The sequence below is a fragment of the Pseudoalteromonas sp. PS1M3 genome, from assembly GCF_016865405.1.
Taxonomy (GTDB): Bacteria; Pseudomonadota; Gammaproteobacteria; order Enterobacterales; family Alteromonadaceae; genus Pseudoalteromonas; species Pseudoalteromonas marina.
Genome location: NZ_AP022624.1, coordinates 744,013 through 763,905 on the forward strand (window position 1 = coordinate 744,013; position 19,893 = coordinate 763,905).

At 39.8% G+C, this 19,893-nt stretch carries 20 protein-coding genes, 1 riboswitch and 1 other annotated feature; of the genes, 17 read left to right on the forward strand and 3 right to left on the reverse strand.

Features of this window, described 5'->3' with window-relative positions:
- The first annotated feature begins 73 nt into the window (after positions 1 to 73).
- The 12 genes from argC to PS1M3_RS03530 all read left to right on the forward strand — a co-directional run bounded on the left by argC (position 74) and on the right by PS1M3_RS03530 (position 11,194).
- A complete protein-coding gene (gene argC / locus PS1M3_RS03475; protein WP_008130610.1) occupies positions 74 to 1,084 on the forward strand; it encodes an N-acetyl-gamma-glutamyl-phosphate reductase in 1,011 nt (336 codons plus the stop codon).
- Complete coding sequence (gene argB, locus PS1M3_RS03480) at positions 1,084 to 1,851, forward strand: acetylglutamate kinase (protein ID WP_203986270.1); 768 nt, start codon at positions 1,084 to 1,086, stop codon at positions 1,849 to 1,851. Before argC ends, argB begins: the two co-directional genes overlap by 1 nt.
- A 7-nt stretch (positions 1,852 to 1,858) precedes the next feature.
- Positions 1,859 to 2,791, forward strand: a complete 933-nt coding sequence (locus PS1M3_RS03485; RefSeq protein ID WP_203986272.1) for an ornithine carbamoyltransferase — start codon at positions 1,859 to 1,861, stop codon at positions 2,789 to 2,791.
- Positions 2,788 to 3,990: an argininosuccinate synthase gene (locus PS1M3_RS03490; protein ID WP_008130621.1), complete on the forward strand. Its 1,203-nt coding sequence runs from the start codon at positions 2,788 to 2,790 to the stop codon at positions 3,988 to 3,990. The genes PS1M3_RS03485 and PS1M3_RS03490 overlap by 4 nt, the downstream gene beginning before the upstream one ends.
- 48 nt (positions 3,991 to 4,038) lie before the next feature.
- On the forward strand, positions 4,039 to 5,904 hold the full coding sequence (gene argH / locus PS1M3_RS03495; RefSeq protein ID WP_203986274.1) for an argininosuccinate lyase: 1,866 nt from the start codon (positions 4,039 to 4,041) through the stop codon (positions 5,902 to 5,904).
- Between the two features lie 259 nt (positions 5,905 to 6,163).
- Positions 6,164 to 6,364 (forward strand): hypothetical protein, encoded by a 201-nt coding sequence (locus PS1M3_RS03500; RefSeq protein ID WP_203986276.1) that lies wholly within the window; start codon positions 6,164 to 6,166, stop codon positions 6,362 to 6,364.
- A 16-nt stretch (positions 6,365 to 6,380) separates the two neighbouring features.
- Positions 6,381 to 6,914 carry a hypothetical protein gene (locus tag PS1M3_RS03505; protein WP_203986279.1) on the forward strand — a complete coding sequence of 178 codons (534 nt, stop codon included), beginning with the start codon at positions 6,381 to 6,383 and terminating at the stop codon, positions 6,912 to 6,914.
- 352 nt (positions 6,915 to 7,266) lie between these two features.
- Positions 7,267 to 7,773, forward strand: a complete 507-nt coding sequence (locus PS1M3_RS03510) for a hypothetical protein (protein WP_203986281.1) — start codon at positions 7,267 to 7,269, stop codon at positions 7,771 to 7,773.
- A 415-nt stretch (positions 7,774 to 8,188) separates the two neighbouring features.
- Positions 8,189 to 9,408, forward strand: a protein-coding gene (locus PS1M3_RS03515; RefSeq protein ID WP_223230517.1) for an IS3 family transposase whose coding sequence is annotated in 2 segments (ribosomal slippage) — positions 8,189 to 8,477 and positions 8,477 to 9,408 — 1,221 coding nt in all. Because the reading frame shifts where the segments join, the coding sequence is not laid out codon by codon here.
- Positions 8,467 to 8,583 (forward strand) — a sequence feature (AL1L pseudoknot). (Overlaps the previous gene by 117 nt.)
- A gap of 210 nt (positions 9,409 to 9,618) precedes the next feature.
- The gene (locus tag PS1M3_RS03520; protein ID WP_203986283.1) at positions 9,619 to 10,149 is read left to right on the forward strand and encodes a hypothetical protein; all 531 of its coding nucleotides are present in this window, start codon (positions 9,619 to 9,621) and stop codon (positions 10,147 to 10,149) included.
- Positions 10,149 to 10,679, forward strand: a complete 531-nt coding sequence (locus PS1M3_RS03525) for a hypothetical protein (RefSeq protein WP_203986284.1) — start codon at positions 10,149 to 10,151, stop codon at positions 10,677 to 10,679. Before PS1M3_RS03520 ends, PS1M3_RS03525 begins: the two co-directional genes overlap by 1 nt.
- Positions 10,679 to 11,194, forward strand: a complete 516-nt coding sequence (locus PS1M3_RS03530; protein ID WP_203986286.1) for a hypothetical protein — start codon at positions 10,679 to 10,681, stop codon at positions 11,192 to 11,194. The genes PS1M3_RS03525 and PS1M3_RS03530 overlap by 1 nt, the downstream gene beginning before the upstream one ends.
- A gap of 59 nt (positions 11,195 to 11,253) precedes the next feature.
- Here PS1M3_RS03530 and coaD read toward each other — a convergent pair whose 3' ends face one another.
- The gene (coaD, locus tag PS1M3_RS03535; protein WP_203986288.1) at positions 11,254 to 11,745 is read right to left on the reverse strand and encodes a pantetheine-phosphate adenylyltransferase; all 492 of its coding nucleotides are present in this window, start codon (positions 11,743 to 11,745) and stop codon (positions 11,254 to 11,256) included.
- A 188-nt stretch (positions 11,746 to 11,933) separates the two neighbouring features.
- Between coaD and PS1M3_RS03540 the strand changes: the two genes are divergently transcribed.
- The 3 genes from PS1M3_RS03540 to thiI all read left to right on the forward strand — a co-directional run bounded on the left by PS1M3_RS03540 (position 11,934) and on the right by thiI (position 15,715).
- Positions 11,934 to 12,587 carry a TetR/AcrR family transcriptional regulator gene (locus tag PS1M3_RS03540; protein ID WP_006791540.1) on the forward strand — a complete coding sequence of 218 codons (654 nt, stop codon included), beginning with the start codon at positions 11,934 to 11,936 and terminating at the stop codon, positions 12,585 to 12,587.
- 106 nt (positions 12,588 to 12,693) lie between these two features.
- Positions 12,694 to 13,848: an IS110 family transposase gene (locus PS1M3_RS03545; protein WP_138740772.1), complete on the forward strand. Its 1,155-nt coding sequence runs from the start codon at positions 12,694 to 12,696 to the stop codon at positions 13,846 to 13,848.
- 409 nt (positions 13,849 to 14,257) lie between these two features.
- Complete coding sequence (gene thiI, locus PS1M3_RS03550) at positions 14,258 to 15,715, forward strand: tRNA uracil 4-sulfurtransferase ThiI (RefSeq protein ID WP_008129371.1); 1,458 nt, start codon at positions 14,258 to 14,260, stop codon at positions 15,713 to 15,715.
- A 38-nt stretch (positions 15,716 to 15,753) separates the two neighbouring features.
- On the opposite strand, the gene PS1M3_RS03555 is transcribed toward thiI, so the two are convergent.
- Both PS1M3_RS03555 and PS1M3_RS03560 read right to left on the reverse strand, forming a co-directional pair.
- Entirely contained in the window at positions 15,754 to 16,656 is a 903-nt protein-coding gene (locus tag PS1M3_RS03555; RefSeq protein ID WP_203986290.1) for a ketopantoate reductase family protein, read from the reverse strand.
- A complete protein-coding gene (locus PS1M3_RS03560) occupies positions 16,649 to 16,999 on the reverse strand; it encodes a VanZ family protein (protein ID WP_006791537.1) in 351 nt (116 codons plus the stop codon). Before PS1M3_RS03560 ends, PS1M3_RS03555 begins: the two co-directional genes overlap by 8 nt.
- A gap of 152 nt (positions 17,000 to 17,151) precedes the next feature.
- On the opposite strand from PS1M3_RS03560, the gene PS1M3_RS03565 reads away from it, so the two are divergent.
- Complete coding sequence (locus PS1M3_RS03565; RefSeq protein ID WP_006791536.1) at positions 17,152 to 17,634, forward strand: YajQ family cyclic di-GMP-binding protein; 483 nt, start codon at positions 17,152 to 17,154, stop codon at positions 17,632 to 17,634.
- Positions 17,635 to 17,841: 207 nt separating this feature from the next.
- Positions 17,842 to 18,005: riboswitch (cobalamin riboswitch) on the forward strand.
- Between the two features lie 32 nt (positions 18,006 to 18,037).
- Complete coding sequence (locus PS1M3_RS03570; RefSeq protein WP_203986293.1) at positions 18,038 to 19,864, forward strand: TonB-dependent receptor domain-containing protein; 1,827 nt, start codon at positions 18,038 to 18,040, stop codon at positions 19,862 to 19,864.
- Positions 19,865 to 19,893: the final 29 nt, after the last annotated feature.

Below are 19,893 nucleotides of genomic sequence, written 5' to 3' on the forward strand. Positions count from 1 at the left end.
TTACTTAGCACCTAAGCTAGTGTAAGCGAACACACAAATAAGTAGTAATAGATTTTAAGATAATGAGTAAATAATGAATGTAGCGATTATTGGCGCAAGCGGATACAGCGGCGCAGAACTAGCAAGCCTTGTGGCTAAACACCCAAATTTAAAACTGTCAGGTAGCTATGTATCTGAAGGAAGCCTAGATAAACACAAATTACTGAGTGATTTATATCCAGAGCACCTAGGTTTGCTTGATACTCCTTTACTTCCTCTTACAAAGTCAGCGTTCGACGACATTAATGCGAATGCAGATTACGTATGCCTGTGTACCGACCATAAAGTAAGTGTAGATTTAGCCCCGCAATTTTTAGCGATGGGCAAAAAGGTGTTTGACCTATCGGGTGGTTATCGCCTTGCAAGCAATGATGATTACGTTACTTATTACGGCTTTGAACATAAGCACCCTGAGTTATTAAATGAATCGGCCTATGGTTTAGCTGAATGGAATAGCAACGACATTGCAAATGCAAATTTAGTGGCTGTTGCCGGCTGTTATCCTACTGCAGCGCTGAATGCGTTAAAGCCACTACAGCAAGCAGGTTTGTTAAGCGACGACAAAATTATTATTAATGCAGTGTCGGGGGTAACTGGTGCAGGGCGTAAAGCCAGTGTAGGTACTCACTTTTGTGAAGTGTCGCTAGCGCCATATGGTTTATTTAATCATCGCCACGGACCAGAAATAGAGCAACACCTTGGTCACCAGGTTTTATTTACACCTCATTTAGGGAACTTTGCTCGCGGTATTTTAGAAACCATTTACGTGCAACTAAAACCTAATGTTACAAGTGAGCAAGTGGCTAAGGCCTACAGCGTGCTTGAAAACGAGCCTTTAATCCGCTTGTTAGGTAGTAAGATCCCGTCAATTAAGGGAGTTGCAAAGCAGCCTTATGTTGATATTGGTTGGCAGCAGCAAGGCTCTCAGCTCATTGTTATGGCAGCCATTGATAATTTACTAAAAGGTGCTGCAGGGCAAGCTCTGCAGTGTATTAATTTATCAATGAATTTAGACCACACCACAGGCTTAAAAGGAGCGTTTTAATGGCTAAAAAAACGTGGGTTATTAAGCTTGGCGGCGCTGTACTTAACACTGAAAACGCAGCTCGTGCGTTATTTGATGTGTTGTCTAATCAGCCAAGTCATAACTTTGTAATTGTGCATGGTGGCGGGGCATTAGTCGATACATGGTTAAAAGAAGCCGGTTTTGTTAGCGCTAAGCATCAAGGTTTACGTATTAGCCCTGCAGAACAAATGCCCCACATAGTTGGTGCACTTGCAGGTTGTGCAAACAAGCAGTTAATGGCTCAAGCTATTGCTTCTGGCCATAAACCTGTTGGGTTAAGCCTTTACGAAGCAGGCGTAACGGCATCGCAAAAGCTCAAAGCATTGTGCCTAGTAGGAAAGTGCGAAAGTAACAACGACTCTATTATTAACGATTTACTAAACGTCGGGCGCTTACCAATTGTTAGCTCTATAGGTTTTGACGAGCAAGGGCTTTGGTACAACGTTAATGCAGACGAGGCAGCGGCAGCTATCGCCAATAATTTAAATGCAGAACTTATTTTTATGACTGATGTAGAGGCCGTGCTTGACGCTAATAAGCAGCCATTACATCAATTAGATACAAAACACATTGAGACTTTAATTGCAGAGGGAGTAATTGTGGGCGGGATGGAGGTCAAAGTTAAGACCAGTCTTCACGCTGCCCTACACTTACGACGCGGTGTGTATATTTCCAGCTGGCAAAAGCCAGAAAATTTAACTGCTTTGCTGCAAGGCGAGCATGTCGGAACAAAGATTACACCATAGGGTTACCATGTTAGAGAATTTTTTAACGGGTCTAGAATTAGACCAACAAGGCGCACTTAATTTATTAAAGCTGGCGCGTGATTTAAAGGCAAAGCCAGAAAAATACAGTCAAGTACTAGCGGGCAAGTCAGTTGTTACACTATTTGAAAAGCAAAGCTTACGTACACGTTTATCGTTTGATATTGGTATTAACCGTTTAGGTGGTCACGCTGTATATTTAGACCAGCAAAATGGCGCTATGGGCGCACGTGAATCAGTAAAAGATTTTGCACTAAATATTTCAACGTGGGCTGACGGTATTGTAGCGCGTGTAAACCAGCACAGCACGTTAACCATATTAGGTGAGTACTCTTCTGTTCCTGTGGTTAATAGCTTGTGTGACTTGTATCACCCATGCCAAGCATTGGCAGACTTTTTAACGCTTCAAGAAGTACATGGCGATGTGAGCGAGCTTAAAGTAGCTTACCTAGGCGAGGGCAATAATGTAACTCATTCACTTATGTTACTTGCTGCAACACTGGGTACCGATTTTGTGGCAGTAACGCCTAAAGGCAGCTCTCCGGATTCGCAAATTCTTAAAAAAGCAGAGCAAATAGCAGCTATGAATGGCGCATCAGTAATGGTGAGTGACCGTGTAGAAGCGGCGGTTGGCGCAAACGTTGTTTACGCCGATACATGGGTCTCTATGGGCGATGATACGCCTCTTGAGCAAGTTAAAGAAAAATATATGCCTTATCAGTTAAACCAAGCATTGCTAGATCAAACAGGGGCTACTACGGTATTACATTGCCAACCGGCACACCGTGAGTTTGAAATTACCTCTGAGGTAATGGATGGCCCAGCATCAAAAATTATTCAACAAGCAGAAAATCGCATGCATGCGCAAAATGCTCTGCTAGTTACATTACTAAATCCAAATTTTGTTAAGGAACACCTATGAGTTCAATTAAAAAAGTCGTTTTAGCCTATTCAGGTGGTCTAGATACATCTGCTATCGTGCCATGGTTAAAAGAAAATTACGGCTGTGAAGTAATCGCGTTTGTTGCCGATGTAGGCCAAGGCGCAGAAGAGCTTGAAGGCGTTGAAGAAAAAGCCATCGCATCAGGTGCATCAGAGTGTTACGTAGTTGACTTAAAAGATGAAATGGTAAGTGAATACATTTACCCAACGCTTAAAACGGGCTCTATTTACGAAGGTACTTACTTACTAGGTACCTCAATGGCGCGTCCAATCATTGCTAAAGCGCAAGTTGAAATTGCACGTAAAGTAGGTGCCGATGCGCTGTCGCATGGTTGTACGGGTAAAGGTAACGACCAAGTACGTTTTGAATCGTGCTTTGCAGCGCTTGCACCCGATTTAAAAGTCATTGCACCATGGCGAGAGTGGGACTTATCAAGCCGTGAATCACTACTAGATTACTTAGCCGAGCGTGATATTCCGTGTTCTGCTTCAGCAACAAAAATTTACAGCCGTGATGCTAACGCATGGCACATTTCGCACGAAGGCGGCGAGCTTGAAGATCCATGGTGTGAGCCTAGCGATCAAGTATGGACTTGGACTAACTCTCCTGAGCAAGCACCCGATAAAGCCGAGCTAGTAACATTAAAAGTTGTTGAAGGTGAAGTGGTTGCCGTCAATGGCGAAGAGCTTAAACCTTATGATTGTTTAGTTAAATTAAATGACATTGCATCACCGCATGGTGTTGGCCGTGTTGATATAGTAGAAAACCGTTTAGTCGGCATGAAATCGCGTGGTTGTTACGAAACCCCAGGTGGTACCGTGATCATGGCGGCCCTTCAAGCAATAGACGAGCTAGTACTTGATAAATCAAGCCGTAAGTGGAAAGAAGTATTAGGCGGCGAATTTTCGCACCTAGTGTACGACGGACGTTGGTTCACGCCACTTAAAGACTCTATTTTAGCGGGCGCCGAGGCGTTATCTACATTAGCAACGGGTGAAGTGGTACTTAAGCTTTATAAAGGCCAAGTGACTGCGGTTCAGAAAAAATCACCTAACAGCCTATACAGCGAAGACTTTGCGACCTTTGGCGAAGATGACGTGTATGACCAATCACATGCTGAAGGCTTTATTCGTTTATTCTCGCTTTCAAGCAGAATTTCGGCTTTGTCTAAAAAGTAAATTTTACGCCCCTTGTAAAAGGGGCATTTCAGGGTTTGGAGATATTTCATGGCATTATGGGGCGGACGTTTTTCTACGGGTCCAGACGAGGCGTTTAAGCAATTTAACGACTCTCTTCCATTTGACTACCAACTAGCAGAGCAAGATATTATTGGTTCTGTTGCATGGGCTGGCGCACTTGAACAAGTTAACGTGTTATCAAACGATGAGCACAAAGAATTAGTATCGGCATTATACGAGCTACTCGAAGAGGTAAAAGCTGACCCAACGGCTGTAGCTACATCCGGTGCTGAAGATATTCATTCGCATGTTGAAGCGGCTCTAATTGATAAAGTGGGTGACCTAGCTAAAAAGTTACACACAGGTCGCAGTCGAAATGACCAAGTAGCCACCGACTTTAGATTATGGTGCCGTGATACTGCCGATCATATTTTAAAAGCCATAGCGCAATTAAAAGCTGAATTTGTTGCGTTGGCCGAACGCGAACTAGGTACTATTTTACCTGGTTATACCCATTTGCAACGTGCACAACCCGTACTATTTAGCCACTGGTGCATGGCATATGTTGAAATGCTGGAACGCGACGAAAGCCGTTTGCAAGACGCTAAAGCCCGTATGAACTATTGCCCGCTAGGCAGCGGCGCATTGGCAGGCACTGCTTACCCAATTGACCGCCAAACACTTGCACAAGGCTTAGGCTTTACAGGTGCAACTAAAAACAGCCTTGATGGTGTATCTGACCGTGACTTTGTTGTTGAGCTATTAAGTTGTGCGTCTATTTCAATGATTCACTTATCGCGTATGTCTGAAGATTTAATTTTTTATAACTCAGGTGAAGCGGGCTTTATTGAACTTGCCGACAATGTTACGTCTGGCTCGTCCTTAATGCCGCAAAAAAAGAACCCAGATGCACTTGAGCTTATCCGTGGTAAAACAGGTCGTGTATTTGGTGCCTTTAGCGCCATGATGATGACCCTTAAAGCACTCCCTCTTGCTTACAATAAAGATATGCAAGAAGACAAAGAAGGCATTTTTGATGCGATGCCAACATGGCTTGCGTGTATTCACATGGCACAAGCGTGTATTAAAGGCGTAAAGGTAAAAGGTGAGCGCACATTAGCTGCGGCAAAAGGCGGCCATGCAAATGCAACCGAGCTGGCTGATTACTTAGTTGCTAAGGGGGTACCTTTCAGAGAGGGGCATCATATTGTAGGTGTGTTGGTACAGCTTGCAATAAGTGAAGATAAAACCCTTGAGGAGCTCTCACTTGAACAATATAAATCAGTAAATGATGTGTTTGAAGACGATGTTTATCCGGTACTTGAAATAGACGCCTGTATTAAAGCGCGTCAAGCAGTTGGCGGCACCTCCATTGAGCAAGTCACTAGCGCAATTAAAGCAGCCAAAAAAAAACAGCAGATAACGGTTCGTGATGCCAACCTAGACGACGTTGAATCAATTGCAAAACTTATTCAACACTGGGCAACGGTCGGCGAAAACTTGCCGCGTGCTAAAAGCGACATGGTGCATTCGATTAATGAATTTGCTGTAACCGAAATAGACGGCAAAGTGTCGGGCTGTGCATCGCTGTATATATACGATACCGGCCTTGCAGAGATACGCTCTTTGGGTATTGACCCGCAAAGTGCGGTAACTGGGCAAGGGCGGCAATTAGTTGACCATTTACTAATAAAAGCCAAAAAATTGGCACTTAATCGCGTAATTGTACTTACTCGCGTGCCAGACTTTTTTGAAAAACAAGATTTTGTTTTTTGCAGTAAAGACAGCCTGCCAGAAAAAGTAATGAAAGATTGTGAATTGTGCCTTCGTAAAGAAAACTGCGACGAAGTAGCAATGGAATACATTTTAAAGCCAAGTAATAAAGCGGCGATCCCGTGTAAATTCGTGGCTTAAACTCCCTGGATACAAAAAACGTACGGTTACCCCTGTGCGTTTTTTTATGCCTGAGTTAATCTGGTCGGAGGTGTTTTGATTGTGTCAACTCCTAGTAATTTACTTAAAAATAAAATTTAAATAAAAGTTGGTATACAGCTTGCTAATAGTTACGTAGTTATAAAATAGCAACTACCACCATGAGTAGTGCATATACCTACACAATGGTGTGATTTAGTTTTATGCCAATTAAATTTAAACTTTTATAAGGATCAATTACATGCAAATTTCAGCTAATAGCCAAGTACAAATGCAAGCATACAACAAAACACAACAATTACAGCCTGCAGCTGAACAAACTGCTAGCACTAAAACCCTACAATCTGATAAAGTAAGTTTCTCGCAAGAAGGTTTAAGTGCGGCAAGTGCTGACCTAAACCGTGCTGGTATTGTGAAGCCGGGCTACACCAGACCAAAGTGATAATTTAAGGCGTTAGATGTTCTTACAAGACTTATTTGGGTTATTTTCTCTCTCCGCATTTTTTATGTGGGGTTTTTTAATGGCCTTTTTTTTTAATGTGTTTATTTATACAATTGGTTTAAAAAAAGGCACCACCCTTTTATTTAGCTCTTTTGTAATGATGTGTTCATACACTTTATCAGATTATTTCCTTACATGGCTTTCTCTTAAAAACTCACTTTACTTAAATTTTGCCTTGTATGACATTGCTACAATTTTTGCACTTATTTTAGTTTACAAAATAGTAAAAAAAACCACCCTATCTTTTTTATATTTAGTATTAGGTTTAAGCATCAATACAATCTTATTTTTATTAATGCATGTTGATAGCGAAATTTATGAAAATACCCAGTATTGGTGGTTTTGGGAGGTATATATTTATACTGTGAATCTTATAGATTTTACTATGATTGTAGCATTAATAGTTGATAGAGATATTTTAGGGCTGCATAAGCTTAAAAATGCAACCTGCACGTTACTAAATCCAAGCGCTAATTCAAAAATGCCCTAGCTTAAAATTATTTTTTATTTTTGCGGTGAAAAAATAAAAAATCATAAATTAAAGTACGGTAGCTTTACTCTAAGTGACTATGGTACGACTACCAGCCATTATAAAGTATTAAGTCACATGTCACTTAGCTTTAGACTGTAAAATAAAAGCATACTCCTAAAACTTGGTAAACAACTAAATCATGAAACGCTTTAAAACTAGCCCCAATTATCTATGTACATTAGTGCATTTTTATAATGGGTATTTTTAATGACTTTTTTATTCAGATTGGTTTCAAACATATGCAAACCTATCAAATTAAACGTGCACTTACCGACCAGAATGACCTGCTCTTATTACATTAGCGATTATTATGTTAGATGACCTGATGTTAAGTCCTGATGTAAGTTTTTATATTGGGGCATTGGTGCAGTGGGGGTTTTTAATGGCCTTTTTGTACTCATTCGTTTCTAGCATTAATAAGGCTGACAAAAAGCGTGTTTGGTTATCTCTAGTGATGACTGTTTCATATCTATCAAGCCTTTTTATAGATATTCAAACAATACGGTACCTCGATTTTTTTTATTTTGATATAGCCACTATTTTTGCCCTAGTGGTGCTTAATTTATTTATTAAAGAGAGGCTTATATCCGCCTATTTATTAACGGGGCTCTCAGTAAATGCTATCCTATTTTTAGGAATGCATTTAGATACCGTGGTTTATAAAAACTACGAAACGTGGCTTTTTACAGTACTTTACTCTTGGCTAGTTAACTTTAACGACTTTGCCATGGTTGCTGTTTTCTTCATTAAAAAAGACTTCTTAGGTTTGGTTAAAGCAAAATCATACATATACAAACAATTGAGTCGAAGTTTATAAGTGCTTGAACATGCCACATTAATGCTTGGTTCAATCAATGCCCATTTGAGTATTTTTATCACATGGTTTTTTGCTGTTGCATTTCTTTATAATTTAACAATAAGCATAAATGTTAAAAACAGAAGCGTTATGTTTCTGTCTTTAATAATGATGGTGTCGTATACGCTGACCTTAATAATGGGAAAAGCGCAGTTAATGATTACGACTTCGTTTTATTTAGATTTTGCTCTATCTGACGTGGTTGCTATTTTTGCAATCGTGACCTTTTCACACTTTTACAAAGCGCCTTACTCAATTGCATATTATTATCTTATTCTTGGTTTGAGTCTTAACGCTATGCTGTTTTTGGTTATGCATTACGATTATGAATCGCCCCGTGTTTGCCAGAGACTCAATAACTTGAGAAACTGGAACTATGAAAAAATCAAATCGCTATACATCAGAATTTCGTGAACGTGCAATTAGGCTTGTTACCACACAACAGCATGAATACCCTTCTCTTTGGGCTGCGCTAGTATCGATTTCAGATAAACTGGGATGTACCCCAGAAACACTTAGAGCATGGGTCAAGAAATCTCAAGCTCAACCGTCTAAACCCTCTTCTAATACGCAATCAACTGAAGAACGCCTTGCCGTCTTAGAGCGCGAGAATAAAGAGCTCAAGCGAACGAATGATATCCTGAGGCAAGCTGCCGCTTTTTTCGCCCAAGCGGAGCTCGACCGCAAACAGAAGTAATAGTGGATTTTATTGATGCTTGCAGAGAGCATTACGGTGTCGAGTCAATTTGCAAGGAATTGCCGATTGCACCATCAACGTATTATTCTCATAAACAGATACAAAGAGAGCCTGAGCGACTGTCTAACCGCAAAAAGCGTGATGCTGAGCTGATAATACTCATTCGCGAAGTGTGGGAGGATAATATGTCAGTTTATGGTGCAAGAAAAATATGGAAGCAGCTACAGCTTGACGACCATCAAGTCGCCCGCTGTACAGTCGAACGATTGATGCGAGTTATGGGAATTCAAGGTGTTCGTCGGGGTAAAGCACATAAGACAACGATACCTGACGAGCAACAAGATAAGCCACTTGATTTAGTTAATCGTCAATTTACTGCTGAGCAGCCAAATCAACTTTGGGTAGCTGACATCACCTATGTTGCCACATGGAGTGGGTTTGTTTATGTCGCTTTCGTGATAGATGTTTTTTCACGATACATTGTAGGTTGGCGTGTATCAACGACAATGCACACAGAGCTTATTCTTGATGCGTTAGAGCAAGCTATTTGGCATCGTGGCAACCCCGAAGGGTTAATTCACCACAGCGACAGAGGCAGCCAATATTTGTCTATACGATACACTGAGCGACTTGCTGAAGCTGGAATTCAAGCGTCTGTAGGCAGTGTGGGTGACTCTTATGACAATGCATTGGCTGAAACAATAAATGGATTATTTAAAACAGAGATTATTCGCAGAAATGGCCCGTGGAAGAATGTTGATGCTGTTGAATACGCAACGTTAGAGTGGGTCAATTGGTTTAATAATCAACGCTTATTATCTTCAATTGGGTATATTTCACCAGCTCAATATGAAACAGACTACTATGATAATTTAAACGAGTCAGGTAAAGTGGCCTGACTTAAACAAACTGGTCTCCGATGAACTCGGGGCGATTCATTATGCTGTTTCGGCTAATTATGATTATTGGTGGGGTTGGGGATTGTATGCTATTGGACAGGTTTCTAGTGATATAATAATGGCTTTAGTACTCATTATTAACAAAGATATTTTAGGTTTGGTTAAATTGAAAAATGCTGTGTTGAATCGTAAAACACCGGTGGCTAGGTAATGGGGAGTTTTTTGGAGGACTTATTTTGTAGTCTCGCTGAAATTAGTGAGCTTTTGGGTATACTTATTACGTGGTTATTTGTTTTTACATTTTTATATAACTTGTCTGCTGCTATTAATAAACCTGACAATAGCCGCACTCAACTGTCATTCATTATGATGGTTTCTTATACGTTGAGTTTGTACATAGACATGTATACTCCATTACTGTATCTACAATTATTTGCCTTTGATGTGGTCACTATTGCCGTTATTTTTATCTGGCGGTTGTGCTTAGGTAAAGTTATTCCTATTGGCTTTTATTATTTAATCGTTGGGCTGTGCATTAACGCATCGCTTTTTATGGCCATGCATATTGATATAATAGTAAACCTAAATTACGAATTTTGGTGGTTGTGGATGCTTTATGGCTTTTCAACACTTATTGTTGATTTCATAATGGCTTTGGTACTCATTATTAATAAAGATATTTTAGGGTTGGTTAAATTAAAAAATGTTATGTTGAATCGTAAAACACAGGCAGTTATGTAATGGGGAGTAAATTGGAAGACTTTTTCTGGTTTATGGTCTCTATCGGTGAACTTTATGGTATTTTTATAGCTTGGCTATTTGTTTTTACTTTTTTATATAATTTGTCTGCGGCTATTAATAAACCTGATAATAGCCGAACTCAACTGTCATTAATTATGATGGTTTCTTATACGTTGAGTTTATATATAGATATAAGCCAATACTCTGCTCACCTTCAGGTGTTAGCTTTTGATGTAGTTACCATTGCCGTTATTTTTATTTGGCGGTTTTGTTTTGTAAAAGTATCTCCCATTGCTTTTTACTATTTAATTGTAGGTCTATGCATTAACGCATCGCTTTTTTTGGCCATGCATATAGATAATGGAATCAATCAGAATTACAAATTTTGGTGGTTATGGGGGGTATACTGTTTATTGATGCCTTTTGACGAATTAATCATGGCTTTAGTACTCATTATCAATAAAGATATTTTAGGGTTGGTTAAATTAAAAAATAGTTTGCTAAATCGTAAAAACCAGGTTGCTGTTTAATGGGTAGTTTTTTGGAAGATTACTTTTGGATGATGGTTTCAATAGCTGAACCTTTTGGTATTTTTATAACGTGGCTATTTGTTTTCACCTTTTTATATAACTTGTCTGCGGCTATTAATAAAACCGATAATAGCCGAACTCAACTCTCATTCATTATGATGGTTTCGTACACTTTGTGTTTATACATAGATATGTATACACCACTTAGGCATTTACAGTTATTTATTTTTGATGCGGTTACGATTGCGACTATTATTATTTGGCGTTACAGCCTAGGAAAAGTGATCCCTGTCAGCTTTTACTACTTGGTAGGGGGGTTGTCTATTAACGCCACGCTTTTTCTGGCAATGCATGTTGATTTTATAGTAAACCCATATTGCGGTTATTGGTGGTTATGGGGAGTTTACGGGTTAGTGATGCCGCTTGTTGATATAACAATGGCTGTCGTACTTGTTACAAATAAAGATGTGTTAAAACTGGTGTGGTTAACTAAAAAACTAACCACACGTGCTTAATGTATTATTAGAGGCTTAATACCCCTATATTTTTTGCTTTCGTAAAGCACTCACTAGGCTTAATTAGTATTGCAGCCTATTTTTTCTTTGAGTGCTTTTACAATAATAGGGTCTACAAATTCGCTTACATCGCCATGATGACGCGCCACTTCTTTAACTAAAGTAGATGAAATGAAAGAATTTTTTTCAGCAGGTGTTAAAAATACACTTTCAAGATCGGGGTTTAGGCGGCGATTCATGTTTGCTAATTGAAATTCATAATCAAAGTCAGACACCGCTCTTATACCGCGAATAAGTACGTGTGCATTGTGATCGCGCGCTAAATCGGCCAGTAATCCAGAAAAACCAATGACCTTTACGTTATCTAAGTGGCTTAATATTGTGTTTGCTAGCGCCACACGTTCTTCAAGGTTAAAACATGGCTGTTTACTTGGGTTATTAGCAACAGCAACCAAAACAGTGTCAAACATTTTGGCAGCACGTTGTATTAGGTCTGTATGCCCATTAGTAAGTGGATCAAAAGTGCCTGGGTAAATTGCAGTAACGTTCATAAGGTTCACAAATTATAATTTTGTAGCAGTTTAACAGTGTTTACAGAACAAATCAGCCCAGTTGCTAGTGCAGCCATTAGGGGTAATTTTAAGCATTGTTTAGGGCGTGTTTTAATTGTTAATTTTGTTTATACTGCCTATCCAAATTTGAGTGTAATGTAGCCAATAGACTATTTGAGTATTAGCATATGAATACCAAGGAAAAAATAATACACACCAGTATTTCGTTGTTTAATGAAAATGGTGAGCGTGCAATCACAACGAACCATATTGCATCGAGCTTAGGGATGAGTCCGGGTAATCTTTATTATCACTTTAAAAATAAAGAAGATATTATTCGCCATATTTTTGCGCTTTACCGTGATCACTTAAGTACACACTTTAAGCCTATTGATAAAGACGACGATGCATTTAGTCATTTAACTGCTTATCTCGACTCGCTATTTGAACTTATGTGGCGTTTTCACTTTTTTTACGACAACCTTGGCGATATCCTCTCTAGAGATACCGACTTAAAACAAGCGTATATTGATTTTCAGCTTGAGTTATTAGAGCAAGTTCGTAACGTTATTTTGGGATTGCGCGATAAAGGCATGATCGCCATTGACGAACAAGACGTGACCGAGTTAGCCCACACACTTAAACTCACTGTTAGCTTTTGGACACCTTACATAAAAGCACGAAGACCCAGTGGTTCGCTTGCTGAGCAAGATATTTATTATGGTATTTTAAAAGTATTGGCTTTATTTAGGGCCTACAGCACAGAAAAAAGCAGTGTACAGATGAACCAACTTCGCGAAAAGTACACGGCACTTGCACAGCAAGCACCGGCAGTAGCATAGACATAATGACTCCCACACGGTGTTAGCCTCCGCTTTTCGTGGGTTAGCTTAATTCAAAGCCAGAGCCATAATTAGTTTGTCAATTAACTAAACAGCAGAGGCTAACATGAATAAACATAGCATACTTTTTATCGGTCTTGATACACATAAAGAATTCAATGAAGTTGCCTATATTGAAGAACATAGAGGTGCGCAACCTGTTCATCTTGGCCGAGTTTCGTCTTCCAAAATGGCCGTTCAAAAGCTTGTTCGCCAGTTCGAATCGAAATACCCTGGCGCAACACTTCATTTTGTTTATGAAGCTGGCCCATGTGGTTATTGGATTTACCGATTAATTACCAGCCTTGGCCATTGCTGTTATGTGGTTGCACCTTCTCTTATTCCTAAAAAACCTGGTGAGAAAATTAAAACCGATAAACGTGATGCCCTTAAGCTTGCTAAATTACTTAAGTCTGAAGATTTAACACCTATCTATGTTCCTGAGCCTGAAGATGAAGCTGTACGTGATTTATCTCGTGCACGCGAAGTAGCCATGAAGGATTTAAAAGATGCCAAATATCAATTAAAGGCGCTGCTGCTTCGCAATAATATTAATTACAAAGGCACTGCGAATTGGTCACAAAAACATTTACGTTGGCTCACTGAGCTTGTGTTGCCACACCCCGCTCAGCACATCGTCTTACAAGAATTTTTACACACAATTACCGAACGAATAAGCCGACTTGAGCGGCTAGATAATGAACTAACACACCACGTTCACCAGTGGCGTTATTATCCTGTAGTAAAAGCAATACAAGCTATGCGTGGTGTCCGTTTGTTGGTCGCCACTGGCGTTGTTGCTGAGCTTGGCGATTTATCGCGTTTCGACCATCCCCGCAAATTAATGAGTTATCTCGGTCTTGTACCCAGTGAACACTCGAGTGGTGGCAAACGCCATATTGGCGCCATCACAAAATGCGGGAACGGCCGAGCAAGGCGCCTTCTTGTGGAAGGTGCACATACTTATCGCTATGCAGCAAATATATCCACAGATATGCAAAAACGACAAGAAGGTTTACCAAAGGACATTATTGATATTGCGTGGAAAGCACAGATTAGGCTCTGCAAACGCTATAAAAAAATGATAGCCAAAGGGAAACACTACAATCTGGTTGTTACCGCCATTGCCCGAGAAATGATTGCGTACATATGGGCTATTGCAAGAGAAGTGGTGCTTACGCCAGTGAATAAAAAACTTAGATTGGCAAGAGTACCCGCATGATAAAAGAATTAGAGTTAATGCATGGGATCAAGCATCGGGTGTGGCACAACCACCGACGGCGTTAGGATGGCAATGCAGCTAACGCTGCATTGAACCACGAACATAGACTGAAGACAGGTGCCACGACGAAATAAGTAAGGTCTGCTCTGTTACTAGAAATAGTAATAACCAACGAATATCAGCAAGATAACCGACGACATTACTTGCTTCATCCTATGTATTAACTCGCTCTAATTCGAGCTAAAATAATTATGGCTTAAAAAGTTAGGCAAGGATCAGTGCGTTTAACTTGACAATGGGAGTCATACCAACGCCTAATTTATCGGCTGTTTCCTAGACGTTAAAATTTTTGCTATAATCGCGCGCCAAATGCCTGGGAGCGCGAATTCCCGCAGTCTAAGAGTGAACTATGCTTAAATTTATCGTCAAACTACACCCCGAAATAGCTATTAAAAGCCGCTCGGTTCGTAAACGCTTTACTAAAGTGTTAGAAAATAACATTAAAATTGTATTGCGTCGTATTGACGAAAAAGTACAAGTAAGAAACAACTGGGATAACATTTCAGTTGTCACCAAATTAACTGACGCACAAACTCGGTTAGACTTTATTGATGGTTTGCAACGCATTCCAGGTATAGTGCAATTTATTGAAGTGACCGAAGTCGAATTTAGTACGTTGGACGAAATTTATCAAAAAACCTTTGAGTTAATTGGTCACACAATTGCGGGTAAAACATTTTGTGTACGTGCAAAACGTATAGGCCAACACGACTTTACCTCAACTGATTTAGAGCGTTACGTTGGTGGTGGTTTAAACCAACACGTTGAAGGTGCCCGCGTAAAACTTAGCCGCCCAGAGGTGACTATTCGTCTAGAAGTAAAAGATGACAAAGCCTACATTGTAACTCAAACACATTTGGGTATGGCGGGTTTCCCTTTGCCAACTCAAGAAGATGTGCTGTCGTTAATGTCGGGTGGGTTTGACTCAGGTGTTGCTAGCTACCAAATGATACGAAAAGGCGCGCGTACGCACTTTTTGTTCTTTAATTTAGGTGGCGCTGCCCACGAAATTGGCGTTAAACAAGCGAGTTACTTTTTATGGAAAAAATACAGCTCTACTCATAAAGTAAAATTTATTACGGTCGACTTTGAACCTGTTGTTGCCGAAATTTTAGAAAACGTTGAGAACAGCCAAATGGGCGTTGTACTCAAGCGTATGATGATGCGTGCCGGTAGCGCAGTGGCCGAAAAACTAAATATTCAAGCGCTTGTAACGGGTGAAAGTATTGGGCAGGTGTCTAGCCAAACGTTGGCTAATTTAAGTGTGATTGACCGCGTAACCGAAACGCTTATTTTACGCCCGCTAATTCAGCATGATAAGCAAGAGATTATAAACATTGCGCGCCAAATCGGTACCGCTGAAATGGCCGAAACTATGCCAGAATACTGTGGTGTTATATCTAAAAAGCCAACGGTAAAAGCAAAAATAGACGTGATTAAAGGCGAAGAAGAAAAGTTCGACTTTGATGTACTTGATACCGTTATAGATAACGCGCGTGTTATGGATGTTCGTGATATCGACGTAGAAGCTAAGCAAGAGCTTAAAGAGGCAGAATCGGTTGCCGATTTACCGCCAGGTTCAGTTGTTGTTGATATTCGCTCGCCAGAAGAAGAAGACGCGGCGCCGCTTGAAATTGAAGGTATTGAAGTAATCCACCTACCGTTTTTCCGCTTAGCTACAAAGTTTGGCGACCTACCAAAAGATAAAGACTACTACCTATATTGTGATAGAGGTGTAATGAGCCAGTTGCAAGCGCTTATTTTACACGAGCAAGGCTTTACAACTGTAAAAGTGTATCGTCCTTAAAGGTTAAGTAAATACGTTAATAGTTTATAAAGCGTGGTTTAAACCACGCTTTTTTTTGCCTGAATTTTAGCAAGTAACTCATTATTAGCTGGGGTTTTAATGTTGTATCGTTTGCCTTGCTCGCTAATATACCCACAAATAGCCATTATTTCTGTTGGCCTGTTATTAGCAATATCTTGCTGCATTGAAGAATAATTTTCAGCGGTAAGCGCCATTACGGTGTAAGCGTTATTTAACGCATCAGCTAAAGCAATATTCAACCCTTTTGCATTAGCAACCCTGCAGCCCTCATAGAGTAAACTCATTATCGTTGCGCTAAATACAGGGGCACGCAATTGGCCGTTTTTTATATTGTGAAGTGCAGTTAGTGGGTTAATAGCCACATTAACCAACAGCTTTTCAAAGCGAAGTTGCTCAATGTTATTGACCACTTTTAAATTGGGAATTGCTTGAAGTAGTGGTGATATAAATTGTGAGTTTTTAGCTGCAAGTTTATTACAGCCACCAATCACGCTTTGCCCTTCACCGGTATGTTGCACAATGTACTGGGTAGACTTAAATCCGGCCATGCTGGTGGTTAAAAAGTATAGTGCTTGCTGAGTGTTCAGCTGAGGAATAAGCTCTTCAATATTTCCCATTCCATTATGAGAAACGACTAATATTGAATTTGCAGCAAGATAAGGTTTTATTTGTGAAAACGCATCTTGGACCTGAAAAGCTTTAACTGTAAAAATAACAACATCATAACTAGGTTGTTGCGCCAGATCGCTTAAATTAATAAAGCGTGCATTAATGTTATCTGACGGAGCGTTTTTACGGCTATAAAAACGCGTATTGCAGGTTGGTTTGCGTGTTAAAACATGAACATTATTTTTGTGACTTAAAAAGTGGCTTAGTAACAAGCCAATAGCGCCATCGCCTACAATTAAAATATTAGTCATAGGGATTCTTTTTTCGAGGTGTAAAAATAACTCTTAGTAAAAAGTAACTAGCAGCACCAGCAAAATCAGCTATAAAATCGCCAATAGAGGCCTGCCTGTAGGGGAGTGCGTCTTGCATAATTTCAATTGATGCGCCGTAACCGGCCAATAACAAAATTTGTGCGTATAAGGGAAGCTTAAACGCTTTATCCATAATAATAGCAAGCACAAAAAAAATCCCAAAATGGGCTACTTTATCAATGTGTGGAAATAGGTTAGCTGCGCCTTTTATTTCTTTGGCAAATAAAAAAGTAAACGCTACGATGCTGAGTAAAAAAACAGCTTGGTAAACACGCCTTGTCACGTAAAATCCTAGAGTCGCTTAAAAAAGAAGCTTAAGTATATCAAACTAAATTAGTATCGCACCTGAACAAGATGCAGAAAAATGTAAAGATTTATAATTTTAGCGTTATAATTGCGCCATAAAATTAAGATTGAATAGTTAGGAGAAAACCAATGCCTTCATTTGATATTGTATCTGAAGTAGAAATGAACGAAGCACAAAATGCGGTAGATAATGCAAACCGTGAACTTGAGACTCGCTTTGACTTTAGAGGTGTTGATGCATCTATTGAGCTAAACGACAAAACAATTAAGCTAAAAGCTGAAGCTGATTCACAGGTTATGCAATTGTTTGATATTTTAGCGGGTAAAGTTTCTAAGCGTGGTATGGATGTAGCGAGCTTAGAGTTACAAGATATTAGCCGTGCAGGTAAAAATGTTTTTCGTAACGTTGCGCTAAAGCAAGGTATTGAAAAAGATGTGGCTAAAAAAGTAGTAAAAGCCATTAAAGATTCTAAAGTAAAAGTGCAAGCGGCTATTCAAGGCGAGGAAGTACGCGTAACGGGTAAAAAGCGTGATGACTTACAAGCTGCTATGCAAGTGGTGCGCACTGCCGATTTAGGTCAGCCTTTTCAGTTTAAAAACTTCCGCGATTAATTATAAAAGCCTTTTGGGCGCTTTATAAATAAAAAGCCAAATAGCCGCGCAGGTTATTTGGCTTTTTTTATGAACGCGGCATAGTTTTTGTTTTTAATTGTTTTTAATTGTTTTTAATTGTTTTTAATTGTTTTTCTTTTTAGCTGTATAGACGTCCGTTGACATTTTTTATTAAACTCCTCACAATAGCGGCCTATTTTCAAGGTGCTTATTAATCTTTTCAATGGTTTGATTTTTTTAATAAGATAATCGGGAAGTTGGTGCGTTTTCATGATGACTACAATCCCAACACTGCCCCCGCAACGGTAAAGTAATACATAAAGCTATGTATTTACTGAGTCCGGAGACCGGCCTTGATGTAATCTTACTTAGTTCTTTGCGGTGGGCAAAGAAGGGGAACTTCATGTTAAAAAAAACAACTCTTGGCGTTGCAATTACTGCTGCGCTGTCACTATCTGTATCTGCTGCAGAGCAATCAATCGAAACCATTACGGTAACCGCTAATAAGTTTGAACAATCAATTACTAATGTATTAGCGAGTGTAAATGTTATAACTCGTAATGACATTGAAACCAGTAATGTTCGCGACTTACCAACGCTACTAACCACTCAAGTTGGGTTTCAGGTCAACCCTAACGGCGGTTTTGGTCAAAATGCCGGTGTTTCATTGCGCGGTACAGGGTCAGGTGATACGCTCATTTTAATAGACGGTGTACGCACCGGTTCGGCAACGCTTGGTCAAAAAGCATTAAGTAATGTGCCATTAAATAGTATTGAACGCATAGAAATAATTAAAGGTTCACGTGCAGCTATTTATGGCTCTGATGCGTTAGCAGGTGTTATTAATATTATTACTCGTGAGTCAGATAACCTTTCGGTCAGTGCTACGTTTGGATCTGACGCGTACCAAGACTACCAGATTGCTGGTTCTGTAAAAGCAGGCGATGTAACAACGGCTTTTAATGCAGGGTTTGAAAAGACGGACAACTTTGATGTACTTCAGGGCGCAGCACCCGATGAAGACGGTTTTGAAAATAAAAACCTTGGCTTTAAAGTAAACTACACCGACACACATTTCGGTAACTTTAAGTTACTAGGGCAATACAACGAAGGCTTTGCTGATTACGACAGCCGCTTTAGTCCTGCCGATAGTACGATTGAGCGAGGGGATTTTAAAAATTACCAGCTTTCGGCTGGTTGGAATAAAGACTACAAAAACCAAACTCACAGCCTTGATATAGCATTTGCAACGGATGACTCAGACAACCGTTATGTTGATTTTTCTCAAGGGCCAACAACAAGTACGTTTGTTACTAAGCGCTCACAAATTGACTACAACGGCCAATACCGCTTAAACGACACGTTAAACATTAGTGGTGGTATTAATTGGTACAATGATGACGTATCACAAAGCTCAACCACGTTTGAAGTGCAAGAGCGCGATGTATTAGCTGTATTTGTTGGCGCATATTACGATGCGGATGAGTTGCTTGCCAATTTAACTGTTCGTCAAGATGACGATGAGCAATTTGGTAATGAAACAACGTACACAGCGGCAGCTGGCTATCACTTATCTGAAGACGCAACATTTAGAATAAGCCAAAGCACGGGCTTTAAAGCGCCAACATTTAATGATTTGTACTTTCCTCTTTACGGCAATGCCAATCTTCAACCTGAAACGTCAGTGAATCGTGAGCTTGGCTTAAACGTCGACTTTGATACTGTACGTGTCGATGTCGCTATTTTTAGAAATGAAATTGAGGATAAAATTGATTATGACGCTAATTTTGCACTCACCAATATTAATGAGGCCCAATATGAAGGTGTTGAATTTAGTTTAGCCAATCAAATTTTGGGTTTTGATAGTAATGTGAATTTTGCTTACCTAAGTGCCGAAGATAAAGAAACAGGCGAAGCGCTTAGAAACGTTGCCAAACGAACCTTTAATTGGGAGCTTACAAAACAGTTTGGTGCATTTGATACAAGCATAGCAATGCAATATCGCGGTGAGCGAGCAGGGGCGGTTTCGCAATTGGGTTCGTATACGCTTTGGAATTTAGCAGGCAATTACCAAGTAAATGATGAAATTACGGTGTCGCTTCGTATAGAAAACGTATTCGATAAGGAATACAACGTAGTCGATTCTAACGCTGATTTTACAACAGGGCAGGTGTATTACTACAACACGCCAGAGCGCCGCTTTTTTGCTGGCATAGATTACCAGTTTTAAATAATCTAAATAAAAAGCCCGGTTTTACC